The sequence below is a fragment of the Kribbella sp. NPDC051620 genome (assembly GCF_044453825.1).
In the GTDB taxonomy this organism is placed as follows: Bacteria; Actinomycetota; Actinomycetes; order Propionibacteriales; family Kribbellaceae; genus Kribbella.
This window is the reverse complement of sequence record NZ_JBITDB010000011.1, coordinates 176,231-191,581: the sequence shown is the minus strand read 5'-3', so window position 1 is coordinate 191,581 and position 15,351 is coordinate 176,231. Positions and strand designations below refer to the sequence as shown.

Annotated in this window: 18 protein-coding genes; 7 read left to right on the top strand and 11 right to left on the bottom strand. The window is 67.8% G+C overall.

What is annotated here, in order from left to right; all coding sequences use genetic code 11:
* Nucleotides 1–294: 294 nt before the first annotated feature.
* Complete coding sequence (locus ACIA12_RS40010) at nt 295–1,158, top strand: cobalamin-binding protein (RefSeq protein WP_396372684.1); 864 nt, start codon at nt 295–297, stop codon at nt 1,156–1,158.
* Between the two features lie 10 nt (nt 1,159–1,168).
* Nucleotides 1,169–1,831, top strand: coding sequence for a PhzF family phenazine biosynthesis protein (locus ACIA12_RS40005; RefSeq protein ID WP_396372683.1), 663 nt, complete (start codon nt 1,169–1,171; stop codon nt 1,829–1,831).
* Here ACIA12_RS40005 and ACIA12_RS40000 read toward each other — a convergent pair.
* From ACIA12_RS40000 to ACIA12_RS39985, 4 genes are read right to left on the bottom strand one after another with little or no spacing between them, the layout of a single operon-like run.
* Entirely contained in the window at nt 1,821–2,576 is a 756-nt protein-coding gene (locus tag ACIA12_RS40000) for a class I SAM-dependent methyltransferase (protein ID WP_396372682.1), read from the bottom strand. The genes ACIA12_RS40005 and ACIA12_RS40000 overlap by 11 nt on opposite strands.
* On the bottom strand, nt 2,569–3,333 hold the full coding sequence (locus ACIA12_RS39995; protein WP_396372681.1) for an NAD(P)-binding domain-containing protein: 765 nt from the start codon (nt 3,331–3,333) through the stop codon (nt 2,569–2,571). The genes ACIA12_RS40000 and ACIA12_RS39995 overlap by 8 nt, the downstream gene beginning before the upstream one ends.
* 16 nt (nt 3,334–3,349) lie before the next feature.
* Nucleotides 3,350–3,982: a response regulator transcription factor gene (locus ACIA12_RS39990; protein ID WP_396372680.1), complete on the bottom strand. Its 633-nt coding sequence runs from the start codon at nt 3,980–3,982 to the stop codon at nt 3,350–3,352.
* Nucleotides 3,970–5,937, bottom strand: a complete 1,968-nt coding sequence (locus ACIA12_RS39985) for a sensor histidine kinase (RefSeq protein ID WP_396372679.1) — start codon at nt 5,935–5,937, stop codon at nt 3,970–3,972. The genes ACIA12_RS39990 and ACIA12_RS39985 overlap by 13 nt, the downstream gene beginning before the upstream one ends.
* A gap of 140 nt (nt 5,938–6,077) precedes the next feature.
* Here ACIA12_RS39985 and ACIA12_RS39980 point away from each other — a divergent pair, with 140 nt between their 5' ends.
* On the top strand, nt 6,078–6,728 hold the full coding sequence (locus ACIA12_RS39980) for a hypothetical protein (RefSeq protein WP_396372678.1): 651 nt from the start codon (nt 6,078–6,080) through the stop codon (nt 6,726–6,728).
* Here the strand turns inward: ACIA12_RS39980 and ACIA12_RS39975 are convergent.
* The 6 genes from ACIA12_RS39975 to ACIA12_RS39950 form a co-directional block, all read right to left on the bottom strand.
* On the bottom strand, nt 6,725–7,705 hold the full coding sequence (locus tag ACIA12_RS39975) for a ribose-phosphate diphosphokinase (RefSeq protein ID WP_328328431.1): 981 nt from the start codon (nt 7,703–7,705) through the stop codon (nt 6,725–6,727). The two genes, ACIA12_RS39980 and ACIA12_RS39975, sit on opposite strands and share 4 nt — an antisense overlap.
* Nucleotides 7,706–7,719: 14 nt before the next feature.
* Nucleotides 7,720–9,198 (bottom strand): bifunctional UDP-N-acetylglucosamine diphosphorylase/glucosamine-1-phosphate N-acetyltransferase GlmU, encoded by a 1,479-nt coding sequence (gene glmU / locus ACIA12_RS39970; protein ID WP_396372677.1) that lies wholly within the window; start codon nt 9,196–9,198, stop codon nt 7,720–7,722.
* Between the two features lie 86 nt (nt 9,199–9,284).
* Nucleotides 9,285–10,523 (bottom strand): hypothetical protein, encoded by a 1,239-nt coding sequence (locus ACIA12_RS39965; protein WP_396372676.1) that lies wholly within the window; start codon nt 10,521–10,523, stop codon nt 9,285–9,287.
* Between the two features lie 10 nt (nt 10,524–10,533).
* Entirely contained in the window at nt 10,534–10,749 is a 216-nt protein-coding gene (locus ACIA12_RS39960; RefSeq protein ID WP_396372675.1) for a hypothetical protein, read from the bottom strand.
* Nucleotides 10,750–10,767: 18 nt separating this feature from the next.
* Nucleotides 10,768–11,409 (bottom strand): hypothetical protein, encoded by a 642-nt coding sequence (locus ACIA12_RS39955; RefSeq protein WP_396372674.1) that lies wholly within the window; start codon nt 11,407–11,409, stop codon nt 10,768–10,770.
* A 13-nt stretch (nt 11,410–11,422) separates the two neighbouring features.
* On the bottom strand, nt 11,423–12,310 hold the full coding sequence (locus ACIA12_RS39950; protein WP_396372673.1) for an aminoglycoside phosphotransferase family protein: 888 nt from the start codon (nt 12,308–12,310) through the stop codon (nt 11,423–11,425).
* Between the two features lie 34 nt (nt 12,311–12,344).
* On the opposite strand from ACIA12_RS39950, the gene ACIA12_RS39945 reads away from it, so the two are divergent.
* The 3 genes from ACIA12_RS39945 to ACIA12_RS39935 are packed head-to-tail and all read left to right on the top strand — an operon-like array spanning nt 12,345 to nt 13,551.
* Nucleotides 12,345–12,851 (top strand): DinB family protein, encoded by a 507-nt coding sequence (locus ACIA12_RS39945; protein ID WP_396372672.1) that lies wholly within the window; start codon nt 12,345–12,347, stop codon nt 12,849–12,851.
* A 48-nt stretch (nt 12,852–12,899) separates the two neighbouring features.
* Nucleotides 12,900–13,265, top strand: coding sequence for a YciI family protein (locus ACIA12_RS39940; protein ID WP_396372671.1), 366 nt, complete (start codon nt 12,900–12,902; stop codon nt 13,263–13,265).
* A gap of 52 nt (nt 13,266–13,317) precedes the next feature.
* On the top strand, nt 13,318–13,551 hold the full coding sequence (locus tag ACIA12_RS39935) for a hypothetical protein (protein WP_396372670.1): 234 nt from the start codon (nt 13,318–13,320) through the stop codon (nt 13,549–13,551).
* Nucleotides 13,552–14,213: 662 nt separating this feature from the next.
* Here ACIA12_RS39935 and ACIA12_RS39930 read toward each other — a convergent pair.
* On the bottom strand, nt 14,214–14,684 hold the full coding sequence (locus ACIA12_RS39930; RefSeq protein WP_396372669.1) for a cupin domain-containing protein: 471 nt from the start codon (nt 14,682–14,684) through the stop codon (nt 14,214–14,216).
* A gap of 62 nt (nt 14,685–14,746) precedes the next feature.
* Here ACIA12_RS39930 and ACIA12_RS39925 point away from each other — a divergent pair, with 62 nt between their 5' ends.
* A complete protein-coding gene (locus tag ACIA12_RS39925; protein WP_396372668.1) occupies nt 14,747–15,346 on the top strand; it encodes a TetR/AcrR family transcriptional regulator in 600 nt (199 codons plus the stop codon).
* Nucleotides 15,347–15,351: the final 5 nt, after the last annotated feature.

Genomic DNA, 15,351 nt, shown 5'->3' with positions numbered 1-15,351 from the left:
CCCGGCCCGGCGCGCGCGGGCCCGCGCCGCCTCCTCCCCCCAGACCCCCCGCGCCCCCCCCCCCCCCGCGGCCCGCCCGCCCCCCCCCCCCCCCCCCCCCCGGGCGGGGCGCGCCCCCCCCCCCCCCCCCCCCCCCACCTCCGGAAACGCCACCCGCCCCTCCCCACCCCGCCTTCCTTCCCTGAGCCCGACCACAGACAAATCTGCGGCCTCTCTCCCACCCCGCCTTCCTTCCCTGAACCCGGCCGCAGGCAAATCTGCGGTTGAGGACGATGACGGCTTAGTGTTGTGAAAATGAGGATTGTCTCTCTGCTGCCGTCGGCCACCGAGATCTGTTTCGCTCTCGGGGGCGGCGACGACGTGCTCGGCGTGACCTTCGAGTGCGACTACCCGGCCGAGGCGCGGACCCGGCGGATCGTATCCACCACCAGCCTCCCCGAAGGTCTCACCCCGCTCCAGATCGACACCGCCGTCCGCGAACGGGTCGCCGCCGGCGAGGACCTCTACAAGCTCGACCGCGACGCTCTCCGCGGCATCGACCCGGACCTCGTCATCACCCAGGACCTCTGCCAGGTCTGCGCGATCGACGTCGACGACGTCGAGGAGGCGCTGTCCTACCTCGGCTGCCAGGCCGAGGTGGTGACCACCGACCCGCACGACCTCGACGAGGTGTTCGATTCGATCGAGGTGATCGGCAACGCCATCGGCCGCCCGGCGGGCCGGTTCGTCGAGGACCTGCGCAAGCGCCTGGCGAAGGTCCGCATCCAGGGCAGCACCCGGGTGATGCTGCTCGAGTGGACCGACCCGCCGTTCGCCCCCGGCCACTGGATCCCGGAGATGATCGAGTACGCCGGTGGCGTGAGCGTCCTCGGCACGGCCGGCCTCCGCTCCGTACGCACCACCTGGCCCGCCATCGAGGCGGCCCGCCCGGAGGTGATCGTCTCGGCCCCCTGCGGCTTCGACCTGGACGCCGCAACCGCCCTCACCCAAGAGCTGCTCGACAACGGAGCGCTTCCACCCGCAGTACCGGTCTGGGCCGTAGATGCCAACGGCTGCTTCGCGCGCCCCGGCCCCCGCCTAGTCGACGGCGTAGAAGCCCTGGCCGCCCTCCTCCACGACAGCCCAGTGGACCCAACCGTCGCACGCCGCCTCAGATAACGTCACCTGTATGACTGACGTGCAGGTGGTGCGGGTGTTCGCCGATCCGGCCGGCAACTTCGGCAACAAGCTCGGGGTGGTGCTCGACGGCGCCTCGATCCCCGATCCGGCCGACCGGCAGCAGCTCGCCGCCGAGCTCGGCCACCCCGAGACGATCTTCTTCGACGATCTCGAGCGGGCCGACTTCAAGATCTACACCCCGGCGGTGGAGCTCCCGTTCGCCGGTCACCCGTCGGTCGGCGCCGCCTGGGTGCTCACCCGCGAGCTGGGCAAGGCTCCCGCCGTACTACGGCCTCCGGCCGGCGAGGTACCCACCTGGCAGGACGGCGACGACGTCTGGGTCCGTGGCCCCCTCGCCTCCGCACCGCCCTGGTGGCATGAACGCCTCGACTCCCCTGAGACCGTCGACCAGCTCACCGGCCCACTCACGCCGGAGCAGGACGCGACCCAGCTCTGGGCCTGGGAAGACGAGCAGGCCGGCACCGTCCGGGTCCGCGTCTTCGCTCGCCGCTTCGGCATCGCTGAGGACGAGGCCTGCGGCTCCGCCTCCATGCGTCTGGCCGCCGCGCTCGGCCGCCGCCTCACCATCCACCACGGCAACGGCTCCCTCGTCCTCGCTCAGCCCGGTCCCCCGTCGTACGCCGAAGTCGGCGGTCGGGTCGTCAAGGACTGACGGGTTCGCAGACGCACAGCTGAAGCTGCGCATCGGCGGCGAACGGCCGACCGGACCAGTCGCCGAAGCGTTCGACCAGCCGAAGGCCGCCGAGCGAGACGAGCAGCGGCAGCTCCCGCGGAAAGATGCTCCTGATCTCGAGCGGTACGACGACGAAATCGGGCTCGGAGTCGGTCGAGAGGTACCACGTCCCGCGGGTGACCTGCGCGGGCGAGTCGTAGATCTCAGCGACATCGACACTGACGCTGCCACGGTCAGGATCCACGAACGACAACGCCTCCCGGGTACGCCGTACGCCATCGGCCTCGGCCAGCAGGCGCACGCTCGGGTTGAAGACATCGAAGACGAGCCGTCCTCCGGATGCCAGGTGTCGTCGTACCGACTGGAAGCAGCTCACCAGATCCTCGGCCTCTTGCAGATGCAGGAGCGAATTGGCCGTGATGAACACGAAGTCGAAGGTGCGGCCCAGCTCGAAGGCCCGCATGTCGCCCTGGATCCACTCCACCGCTACACCGCGCTCGTCCGCCTTCCGCTGAGCTTCCGCCAGCATCTGCGACGAGAAGTCCAGGCCGACGCACGGATGCCCGTCGGCCGCGATCGGGATCAGTTTGTGCCCGGTGCCGCACCCGAGTTCCAGTACGCTCCCGCCTTGCCGATCGGCCTCGGCCCGGTAGAAATCGACGGCCGGACCGCCCGGGAACATCAGGTCGTACAACCTCGCGTGCGAGTAGAACTCATCACTCATCAAGCTTGCTCCAGACTTTGCGCAGGGCTCTCGCGGCGTCGCCTTCGAGACCGGCGGCGTCCAACGTCTCCCCCAGCTCGTCGAACTCCGGGCCCCAGCGCCACGCCACGCTCCGCAGCGCCTCGGGCAACCCCGGATCCTTCAACGACCCCGCATCTGCCCGGACCTGTTGAGCCGTCAACGCCTCTGTCACCCCATGCTTCTCCGCCAATTGAAAAGCCAGCACGGCAAGTGCCGCCTTTCCCTTGTTGTAAAGGGCATAGGCCGACTTGGCGGCCGAGGCAGCTCCCACTGTATCCCCGACGACCATGGGAGTCACCGCAGTTTCGGTCCACAGGTCGGCGGCTGCAGCGGCGGCGGAGCCAGAGAGCATCAGATGGGTCGGACTCGGGCCGCCGGTGGGTGGTGGGCCGACTACGCCCGCGTCGACGAAGGTTGCGGCAGGCAACGCGTCCTGCGCAGCCTGGAGCGACTTCGGGGAGAGGGGGTTGGCCTCGATGTAGATGCCACCGAATCCGGCCGCGCCTACCTGGCGCGCGACCTCGACGGCGCCTTGGGGTGCGCAGGAGCAGAGCACGACCTCGGCTGAGCCGACCGCGTCGGCGAACGTAGTACCGATCAATCCGGCGGCCTCGGCGCGCTCGACCGATGCTTGGCTGCGGCCGGACGGGGCCCAGCGGACTTCGTGGCCGGCAGCAACCAATTGCTTCGCCAGCTGGGATCCCATCGCGCCGGGGTGGAAGACGGCGATTCGCATCAGCACCTCGTTTCAGTCAGTTCTGGCCAAGATATGCCAGTACTGCGAGAACGCGGCGATTGTGTTCGGCATTCGAGTACAGGCCGAGTTTGCCCATGATGCTGGCGACGTGCGTCTCGACCGTGCGCTCGTTGAGCCACAGGCGACGGCCGACGCCGGCGTTCGTGCAGCCCTCGGCCATCAACGCGAGCACCTCCTTCTCGCGTGGCGTCAACGCGGCAAGGCGATCGGCCCGTCCCAGTAGCCGCCCGACGACCTCGGGATCCAACGCCGAACCGCCCGCGGCAACCCGGGTCAGCGCGTCCAGGAACTGGTCGACATCCAGCACCCGATCCTTGAGCAGATACCCGAATCCGCCGGTGCTCACCAGCTCCACCGAGTGCCGCGTCTCCACGTGCTGCGACAGCAACACGATCCCCAGTTCCGGGTACGACGTCCTGAGCTGTCGCGCCGCCCGAGCGCCATCATCGGTGTGGTCGGGCGGCATCCGGATGTCGATCACCGCCAGATCCGGCGTGGTCTCAGCCACCACCGTCAACAGGCTCACGGCGTCGCCGGCCCGCCCGACCACCTCGTGCCCCGCATCGTCGAGCAGCCGCGCAAGCCCCTCGCGGAACAGCGCCGAGTCCTCCCCGATCACGATCCGCATGGCAGTACCGCCTCGATCGTCGTACCGCGCCCAGCCGGACTGTTCATCGACAACGACCCGCCGACCGCCGCAACGCGATCCACCAACCCACTCAACCCAGAACCAGGCCTCGGCATCGCACCCCCACACCCATCGTCCTCGACGCGGATCCGGACATCATCAGCCGACTGCGCCACCCGTACCGCGATCGACGTCGCCCGCGAGTACTTCGCCGCGTTGGCGACCGCCTCGGCCGCCACGAAGTACGCCGTCGTCGCCAGGTCCTCGGGCAACTCCCCCGGCCCGATGTGCAGCTGAACGGGGATCGGCAACGTCTGTGTGATCGCCGTGAGCGCCGCGTGCAACCCGTCATCGAGGCTCGTCGGCCGCAGTCCATGAGCGATCTGACGGAGCTCGGCAATCGCCGTCGCCAGCTCGGCAACGCCCTGATCGAGCAGCCCGTTCACGTCGACCGTGCCGTCGTCGAGGTGCCGCTGCGCCAGCCGCATGGCCATGCCGAGCGAGACGAGTCGCTGCTGGGCGCCGTCGTGGAGGTCACGCTCCAGCCGTCGGCGTTCCTGGTCACCGGCCTGGATGAGTCGGGTGCGGCTGGCTTCCACCTCGCGCAGTGCTCCGGCCAATTCGGCTCGCAGGCGACTGACCTCGACGAGACTTGCGGCGCTGGTCGCGACAGCGCGTAGTACGGCGGGACCGGTCTCGCCTTCCAGCAGTCCGATCTGTACGCCGCCGAGCATCACCGGGACACCGCCGCTGATTCCGACCGGGCTGCCTTTGGCGTCGATCAATCCTGCGGCGCCAGGCACCAGCAGGCCGACCCGGAGTGTGGGGTCCCTCAACGCAGTCTGCAGCGACTTCTCCAGCTCCTCCGGCTGGGCCTGGTCGGTGTGGATCCGGCGTTGCAGGTCTTCGATCGCGAGCAGGGCGGCTCGGCGGGGTGGGTAGAGGCGGCGGTCGACCAGGCGTTGCAGTCGCGCTCGCAGGGGTGCCAGTACGAGAGCGCAGGCTGCGGTGGCGATCGCGGCGGCGGTGGCGGATCCCTTGCCCAGGAAGAGTCCCAGGGTCAGGGCGGTCATGGCATAGGTGCCTAGGAGGACGACCATGACGATCGCGTAGGTGACCGTGTCGGCGATCACCCGGTCGACGTCGTACAGGTTGTGGCGGAGCATGGCGACGGCCACCGAGGCGGGCAGGGCGATCAGGGTGGCGATGCCGAAGACCGTCGAGATCAGGCCGGTCTCGCCGGTGAGGAGGATCTCGGACAGGCAGACGAACGGGAACGTGACGACGGCCAGGCCTGCGAGTGAGAGCCATTTGAGTTGGGCTCGCACTCGGCCGGTGGAGCGGCGGAAGCGGACGAAGAGCGAGACGGCGGCGGCGATCAGCAAGGCGAGCATCAGCCCGAAGGCGACCTCGCTGAGCACCCGGATCACCAATGGCGGCCGACCGAAGGGTCTGGGGAGGTCCTCGAGCGGCGCTGGAAAGGGGATCGTCGCAACCGCTCCGAAGCCCTGCTGGGCAAACCCGAGCACCACCAACCCAAGAGTTACCGTCCGCCAGCGCCGTCCCGGAAGCAGTCCGTCGGGGAAGTGCAGCAAGAGCAGAGCAACCGCGATGAAGAGCCACCAGCCGCTCTCGTCGAGCAGTGCGACAACGCGACTGTCGAACGGCAGCGTTTCAGGGTCAGCGACCACGATCGCGTAGTACACGTCACGTGCGGCCAGGAACATGGCGATTGTGCCGACCCACGTGAGCAGGAGGCCGACCAGGTTGCCGGGGACTTTGCGGTTGATGAGTAGACCGAGGAGGGCGATCGCAGTACTGACTCCGCCGAGGGCCACGAAGTTGCGGACGGTGTGCTCGCCGGCCGGGTGCGTGTGCAGCAACCAGCCGCTCCCCGCCGCCATCGTCAGGACGAGCAGGAAGAGGCCGAGCGTCGCCCATCGCGGCCACCGCATGTCGTCAGCGTAAGTCCGGGGCGCCCTCCGCGGCTCCGGGTCAGCACGGAGATCCATCTCCGCGCCCGCTCCGATGTGCCCGCCCGCCCCCTGGCGGTTCGCTGAGAAGGTCCGAAATTCTCCATCAGGGGGTACCCGAGATGTCCACCGAAACCCTAGTCCGCACCGCCACCCCACGCAGGGTCGGCTACGTCGCCCTCGCCCTGGCACTCACCGCGCTGGCCGCCCTCCCCGGCGGCCTGCTCTGGCCCGAGCCGTCCGGCGGCGGCGAGACCTACACGTACGCCGACATCCAGCCGCACCGCGGGCTGTGGTGGGGCCTACTCGTCGCGCTCGCCGCAAACCTGGTCATCAACGTCCCGGCTCAGGCACTGCTGACCGTCTACCTCGTCAAGGCACGCGGCGCCGCCTGGGCAACCGTCGGCGGCATCATCATGTGGATCGGCACCGCCCTGTACGCCGTGGGCGTCGGCGGCTGGGCATCGGCGTACTACTTCGCCACGGCGCCAGGCGTCGACCCGTCGGTGATCGAGCGGATCAACGACGATATGGGACACATCTTCGGCGCGCTCATCCCAGGCTCGCTACTCGTTGCCGTCGGCACCGTTCTCCAGGCGGTCGGGCTGCTGCGATCGCGCGCCGTACCGCGGTGGATCCCGGTGCTCTGGCTCGTCATCGTGGCGACATTCGTCGTCCCCGGCAACGGCGTCGCCGGTCTGATCACCGCCGTACCGATGACCGCTGCCAGCCTCGGTACGGCGTACTACGCCTGGAAGAAGACGTCTGTTTAAGCGCGGCCGTCGAAGAGCTTGGTCACCGAGCCGTCCTCGAAGACCTCGCGGATGGCTTGGCTGATCAGCGGCGCGATGGTCAGCACGGTCAGCTTGTCGAACTCGCGCTCGGCCGGGATCGGCAGCGTGTTGGTGACGATCACCTCGGTGGCCTGGCAGTTCTTCAGCCGGTCGACCGCCGGGCCGGACAAGATGGCGTGCGTCGCCGCGATCACCACGCCCGCGGCGCCGTCGGCCATCAGCGCGTCGGCCGCCTTGGTGATCGTACCGCCGGTGTCGATCATGTCGTCGACCAGGATGCAGACCCGGCCCTTGACCTCACCGACGACCCGGTTGGCGACCGTCTCGTTCGGCCGGTCGATGTCGCGGGTCTTGTGGATGAAGGCCAGCGGCGCGTTGTTCAGCCGGGCCGACCACTGCTCGGCGACCTTGATCCGGCCGGCGTCCGGCGAGACCACGGCGAGTTGCTGCTCGCCGTACTTCTCCCGCACGTAGTCGGTCAGGATCGGCAGCGCCATCAGGTGGTCGACGGGTCCGTCGAAGAAGCCCTGGATCTGCGAGGTGTGCAGGTCGACGCAGATCAGCCGGTTCGCGCCGGCCGTCTTGAACAGGTCGGCCATCAGCCGGGCCGAGATCGGCTCCCGGCCGCGGTGCTTCTTGTCCTGCCGGGCGTACCCGTAGAACGGCAGCACAACGGTGATCCGCTTGGCCGACGCCCGCTTCAGCGCGTCGACCATGATCAGCTGCTCCATGATCCACTCGTTGATCGGCGAGGTGTGGCTCTGGATCACGAACGCGTCCGAGCCGCGGACCGACTCCTCGAACCGGACGTAGATCTCGCCGTTGGCGAAGTCGTACGCCGAGGTCGGCACCAGGCCCGACCCGAGCTCCTCCGCGACCTGCTCGGCCAGGGCCGGGTGGGCCCGTCCGGAGAACACCATCAGGTTCTTCTCGGTCGCCCGTTTCATTCCACTCATGGCCAAGCCTCCCGTTACGCCTTCTCGCCAGTGTCGCTCTGTGAACCGTCGAGCGCATCCGATGCGGCGCCGAGCGCCTCCTCGGCGGCCTTCGCCGTCTTCGTGCCGGCCCGCTTGCGGGCGACCCAGCCCTTGATGTTGCGCTGCCGCCCACGCGCGACCGCGATCTCGCCGGCGCCGACCGGCCCGTCGATCGCGCTGCCCGCCGCGATGTAGGCGCCGTCGGCGATGTCGGCCGGTGCGACCAGCACCGAGTTGCTGCCGACGAACGAGTACTTGCCGATGGTGGAGTGGAACTTGTTGACGCCGTCGTAGTTGGCGAAGATCGTGCCGGCGCCGATGTTGGCGCCCTCACCGATCGTCGCGTCGCCGGCGTAGGTGAGGTGCGGGACCTTGGCGCCGTCGGCGATCGAGGCGTTCTTGGTCTCGACGAAGGTGCCGATCTTGCCCTTCACGCCCAGCGTCGTACCGGGCCGCAGATAGGCGAACGGTCCGACTGATGCGCCCGCGCCGATCACAGCGCCGGACCCGTGGGTCCGGATGATCGTCGCGCCCTCGCCGACCTCGATGTCGGTCAGCGTGGTGTCCGGGCCGATCGTGGCGCCGGTGGCGACCTTGGTGGCGCCGTGCAGCTGCGTGTTCGGCAGCAGCGTGACGTCGCGGTCGAGGGTGACGGTGGAGTCGACCCAGGTGGTGTTCGGGTCGACCACGGTGACGCCGGCCCGCATCAGGGTGTCGAGGGTGCGCCGGTTGAGCTCGGCGCGCAGGGTGGCCAGCTGGACCCGGTCGTTCACGCCCTCGGTCTGCATCGCGTCCTCGGTGACGTGCGCGCCGACCCGCTTGCCGTCGCTCTTCGCGATCGCCAGTACGTCGGTCAGGTACAGCTCGCCCTGCGCGTTGTCGGTGGTGATCCGGGTCAGCCCGTCGCGCAGGGTGGCTGCGTCGAACGCGTAGATGCCGGCGTTGATCTCGTCGATCTGCCGCTGCTCGGGCGTCGCGTCCTTGTGCTCGACGATGCCCGCCACGCTGCCGTCGTCACCGGGGATGATCCGGCCGTAACCGGTCGGGTCCGGCACCCGCGCCGACAGCACGGTGATCGCGTTGCCGCTGCGCTCGTGCTCGGCGACCAGCTCCGTCAGCGTCTCCGCCTCGAGCAGCGGGACGTCACCCGACGTGACGACGACAGTACCGTCGAAATCGGCCGGTACCGCGGTGAGGCCGGACCGGACGGCGTCGCCGGTGCCCAACTGCTGCTCCTGGACGGCGGTACGGACTCCGGGGTCGATCTCGGTCAGGTGGGCCTCGACCAGCTCACGGCCGGTACCGACCACGACCACGAGGTGCTCCGGCGCGAGCGCACGCGCGGTGACCACGGCGTGACCGACGAGACTGCGCCCGCCGATCTCGTGTAGCACCTTGGGGAGGGCGGATTTCATCCGGGTCCCCTGCCCGGCGGCCATGATGATGACGGAGGCAGGACGGTGGGAAGTCACTCGGTCTTCTCCTCGAGTTCCCGGCAAGTTCGGCTGGAACAGCTGTCTACGGACACTCGGTACGGTGCCCTGGTCAGCCTACTTGCTCAGCCGGCAGACCCTCGCACGGACTCCACCAGCCGCTCCTCGCTGAAACCGGTGTATTCCTGCATCAGACGGTCCCTGGCAGCGTCGTTGTAGCCGCGACGGGCGACTTGGCGGTAGTACTCCGTGACCGGTCTCACTCCGGCTTTGGCGATCAACTGCTCCACGGCGCGCAGGCTGACGGCCTCGTCGACGGGCTCGTCGTCGTTCGGGAGGCGGGTGAGCTGGGCGAGCTGCTGCTTGGTGAGCTCGTCGCGTTTGGCGGCTCGCTCGGCTCTTGGGAGGGCCTGGAGTTCGGCGTACTGGGCCATGCCCTCGGCCAGCCAGTGTGGCGCTCCGTCGCCGAGTCTGACCGGGAGGAGGTGCATGAGAGCGTGAGTCATTTGCGCTGGGGTGAGCGTGGTTTGGCGGAGTACTACCCATCCTCCGGCGGGCTGGATCTGACCGATGCCTGGACTCAGCATCGCGCGCACCTGGGCCGGCTCGGCGCCGGGCAGGGTCGGCGGGATCTCGGTCAGGACCTGGGGCTCGCGCAGCGCGACGACGTACGGGACGATCTGTAGCTGTCCTGGCCAGATGGCTCTGACTCGCTTGGCCGCCGCCACCGTCTCGTCAGCGAGACGCTGCGCCTTGGCCTGCTGCCCTTGGTTGGTGATGACGACAACGTTGGGCTTGCGTAGTACCGCGATGGGCCCGAAGTCCCACGGCTGCCGGTTGGAGCCGATCTCGTCGTCGAGAGCGCGGTCCGAGGTCATCCACAGACGGCCCTTGCGGATGACATAGCTGTAACCCACATCCGTGGCCGCCTGATCGAGCCTGCTACCCGTCAGCGTGAACCGCATGCTGACCCGGAAGGTACCGACCTGGCCCAACACGTTCTCCCAAGGCTCAGCGCGCCGATAGACCACGCTCATCCCGATCGCCCTGAGATTCCTGAACAACTGCGCCTGCCGCGGCCTCAGCGCCGGCACCACATCCTGCAGAAACAACGTCTCGTTGCCGGTCTCAACAGCAACACCCCGACGAGCCAAACTCGCATCCACCGCACTGGCCAGCACCGGATCCACCTCGCCGGTGCGACTCGGCCACATGGTTGTCAGCGACACCCCACGAGTCGCCTCACTGGTGAGCCGCGCAGTACTGGCCGCCGGCGTGATCGCCAACCACAACCCACCAACCACCACCAACGCCGCAACCACCGGCGTCCACCACACCCCACGCAACCCACGCACGAGCCCCATCGTCACGTACCTATTCGATGTAGCCGGTGCCGGGGTCGACCTGCTTGAGGAACGAACGGATCGACTCTTCTATGGCGGCAGCGCTCAAGGCCGACGCATCGGACGAGGCTGAGCTGAACCCATAGCCGGGATTAGGCCCGGACACCCAGTCGAAGTGGTAGTGCCCGGGCTGGTCGACGCGTACGTCGAACAGTTCGCCGTCGACCTCGACCCGCTCAGCTTCCATAGCAACAGAAGGTAGCCGCTAGGGCGTGACCGTGAGGTCCAACGGCGCGGACAGGAGGAGACTGCTGCCGACCTGGAGTTCGATGACCAGCTCCCACTGTCCGGGCGGGACTGCATAAGCCAGGTCGGGCACCACCGAGGCAGTGCCGATCAAGACGGGTACCGAGCGGGTCTGGTCAGGCTCGACCTCGAACCCAATCAGGGCCAGAGAGTGCGGACCGACGTACCGACCGACCACCTTGCCGGAGCTGTCGGTCACCGCCGAGGACAGCTCGCCGTTGGTGGACAGCACCTGCCTGTACGCCGACCGATTCGTCACCAGCACGTCTCTCGTCGCGTACCGACCAGTCCGGACTGCCAACGGCGACGGAGACTCCACCTCGAGCCCAGCGGATTCAGCCGGTACTCCGCGCAGGTCGTACTGGCGCGCACCCATCCACAGCTCGCCGGCCGGAAAAGTCATCGCACCGACCCGCAACTCCACGAACTCCCCGTACTTCGCATGCAGGGTGGCCGCGATGCCGGTCGCCCAGGCGGCAAGCTCTACGTGAATCCGCTGCTCGGACCGCTCGCTCTCCGGGTCAGGCCAGCCCACGAGCGCATCCGGCGATTCCGCGTACAACCGGCGCAGGTCCACCCGCAGACTCTCCCAACCGGCCATACCTGACGGTACGTCAGCCGATGCCCGCCACCGTCTCGCTGACCCCAGCTCGTACATGCTGCTCGCCGTGTTCGGCGCTCCAGAGGGTGTCCTTGACCGCGCATGCCTGGACCCAGCGGATGACTCGATCGCGGTCGAGCTCAGCGGCGTCCGCGAAGGCGGCCAACTGGTACGGCAGCGTCTTCGCCAGATCCGGCATGGTGTGCCAACGGTCGCGGAGCAGGTTGACGGCGTCGTAGGCGGGATCCCCTGCCCAGCCTTTCGGATCGACCACCAGCCAAGGCTCGCGGCTCGCTTCAAGGATGTTGCTGAAGTTCATATCGCCATGCACCAGCAGATTCGGCTGTTCCTTCGCCAGTTCACGGCAGCTCTCCAGCGCCCGTCCGACGAGCCGATCAGCCAGCTCAGTCCGTACTCTCCCGTACCGCGACTCGATCTCCCGCGCCCATTCATCGGCAACCCCCTTCAGCGACGGAAACTCCCCCACCGCCGGCACCGCCAGCCGCCGATTCAGCCGCCCCGCGACCACCACCCGCTCAACGGCATCCGGCAGATCAGCCAACGAGCGGTGCTCCACCTTCTCCAACACCATCGCGAACACCTCGGCATCGTTCTCCAGCAACCGCACGGCCCCACGCCCCGCCCACACCGCAAGCGCCTTCGGCTCAGCCACATTGCCAGGATGAGGAAACGACACCTTCAAAACAGCAGCCGTCCCATCACCCCTGCGCACCGGTACGACAACCCCGACCGCCCCGTGCATCACCCCACCCGACCACGTCAGCCCCCACCTAGCCAACGCGCGATCAACCAGCCCCGGCAGCGCTTCGAGCCAGTCCCGCCCCCGCTCGCCTTCCCGCCGACTGGTCTCCGCCACCAATGCCCCAGGAACCTCGATCACCACCCCACCCTAGGCTCCCCCCGGGAGGTACCAAGTGACCGTCGACCTGAAATTCGAACTCCTGAAAGCCCTACGCAACAACCGAGCCGCCATGCTCAACAACCTGGCCGACCTACCGGAGTACGACCAACGCCGCCCACTGACTCCAACCGGCACAAACCTGCTAGGCCTCGTCAAACACCTGGCCGGCCTCGAGTACGGCTACCTCGGCGAATCCTTCGACCGCCCACCGCCCCAGCGCCCGACCTGGTTCCGTGACGACCCCTCCACCGAGATCGACATGTGGGCCACCCCAGACGAATCGACCGCCTACATCGTCGACGTTTACCGCCAGGCCTGCGCCCACTCCGACGCCACCATCACCGACCTCGACCTGAACACCCCAGGCCACGTGACTCACTGGGCGCCCGGCCATCAGGACACAACGCTTGGCGTCCTCCTGATCACAATGATCGCCGAGACGGCCCAGCACGCCGGCCACGCGGACATCATCCGCGAACTGATCGAAAAGCCTGTCGTATCCACCCCACGCCGTTCGTAGCGTAGGTGGAGGCGGACACCCGTTCCGCTCGAGCCCGAAGGAGCAGCCATGCCCGAGTACCTCATCTACTTCAACCAGCAGTGGGTAGGCGACCACACCGAAGAATGGTTCGCCGGCCGCGGCCCACTGGCAAGGGCTGTCGTCAATGAGATGAAGGAAGCCGGCGTCTACGTCTACGCCGGCGGCCTGGAGGAGGAAGACGGCCCCGTCTACACCGCCGACCCCACCAGCGGCGAGATCGTCATGACCGACGGCCCCTACATCGAAACCAAAGAATTCCTAGGCGGCTTCGCCCTCGTCAACGTCCCCAACGACGAAACCGCCAAGCTATGGGCAGCCAAGGTAGCGGAAGCCTGCGGCTGGCCCCAAGAAGTCCGCCGCTTCAAACCCCAACCCCGCTCGCCCCAGTACTGAGTCGGGAGTCCTGCTCGAGCTGGGCCGCCCCACGTGATGTCACGATGCGCCTATGACCAAAGGCTTCGCATGCAAAACATTCTCGATCGGCCTACCGGAGGATGCTGCCGACCAATCGCTGACGGCCCTCTTCAGGCACGTGAGCGAGGTCCTGGCCGAAGACGACCCGATCAGCATGGACGACATCATCACGGTCTCCTTCCACACCGACTTCTACCCCGATGCCATCTCTCGCGGTGCATTCACCGTCGTCTTCAACGACGACTCCGACAGCCCCGCCACCTGACCCGAGCCGAGGCCCGCATGCACACGCGCGGCCCTGACCCAGAAGCGCCGAGCTCGGCAGAGCGCGCCCCGATCACGATGGAGGCGCGCTCCCTACGTTGCGACCCCCCGACGCCACTTTGGGCACCGACCAGTCACCGTCTCGACGTTTGCGTGACCACCCGCCACCCGAGCCCCGTACGCCGCCCTGCGGCTGGTTCGGGTGGGCTCAAGACTCCAGCGGGCCAGAGGACCGTTTGTTAGCAAATCCGTTAGCAAGTTGGCCAGCTCTGCCAGACTTAGCCTGTGCCCCGCAACAGTCGCAGTCCTCGCCGCCCAAAGTGGGTAGCCGCTGCGGCATCGATCGTCGCGGGCGTCGCCTCTCCCGCCAGCGGCTGGACCGACGTCCCTACGGCTGCACAGGCTGGACTACTCGTTCTCACTCTGGGCGCTCTGCTGATCTTCGCCCGACTTGAAACACCTCAAAAAAAATACTCGCGCATCTGATACATCCGATACAGCCCAGATGTGCACGCTGAGGCCGAGCACCTGCTCCCCCAGCACCCGCGTTGCGTCTTCCCGTCTGCCGTTCAGCCCACGCGTAGCGCGATCAGGAGCTGACTGGACTGAGCGGCAGGCGGAAGACACACCCCGACCACCACCCAGTAGGCAGATGGGTGCTCACTAGAACGGTGGGGGTCCAACGATCTCGATGCCGCCGTTCTCCTGGGCGCTCTGCGCGATTCGGGCAAAGTCCACGACGCATGCGGATCCCTCGAGGGGCTCGCTGGCGCCGCGATAGAAGGGCTCGCATTCGCAGGTGGGCTGGATTCCGAGCACCTTTGCCGTTGGGCTCTTGACCATGAAGGCGTGGGGTACTTCCGCGGGCACCATGACGAAATCGCCGGGTCCGATCTCGTGTTCGTCGTTGTTGATGCGGTACCGGATCTGCCCTTCGAGCACCCACATGGACTCCGATACCGGGTGCGTGTGGATCGGGGTCCACTTGCCGTCGACCATGTCGACTTCGATCAGGCTGATGTCTTCGTTGACGCTGCTGAGCTTCCAGGTGAAGACTCCGCCGCCGAAGAACCATCGCTTCTCACCCTCGCCTGCCCGTCGGATCACCGGCGCGAGCGTCGTCTTTTCACTCATCTGACACTCCGATCGTTTATGGGACTACAGTCCCGTAATGAAAGTCGCATACCATGAAGGGCATGTCAACGGGCTATCTCGAGTCGGGTCGTACGCGGCAGAAGCAACGCACTCGCGACCAGCTGATCGCTGCGACGCGTGAGCTGATCACGGCCGGCGACACGCCTCGTGTCGAGGAGGTCGCCGAGGCTGCCGGGATCTCCCGCACCACCGCCTACCGCTACTTCGCGTCGCAGGCCGAGCTCCTCGCCGCGGCATACCCGGAGACAGCGGCGACGTCGGTGCTTCCCGACCCGCCGCCGTCAGCCCTGGACGAACGCGTGGCCGCCGTTGCCGGTTTCTTCATCGGCCGTGTCCAGGAGGCCGAACCGCAGCAGCGCGCGATGCTGCGCCTCTCGCTGGGCGAGGTCCCGCACGAGCTGCCGCTGCGCCAGGGCCGCGCCATTGCCTGGTTCGTCGAAGCGCTCGCGCCCACGGCCGACTCGCTAGGCGACGAGGGCGTGCACCAGCTCGCGTTGGCAATGCGCGCCGCCTGTGGCATCGAGACCCGCGTCTGGCTGAGCGACGTCGCCGGGCTCGCGCCCGCACAAGTCAGCGCCCTCCAGCAATGGATGGTCGACGCCATCGTCAAGCACGCCCTCACGACACCGCCACCGACGTGACAACC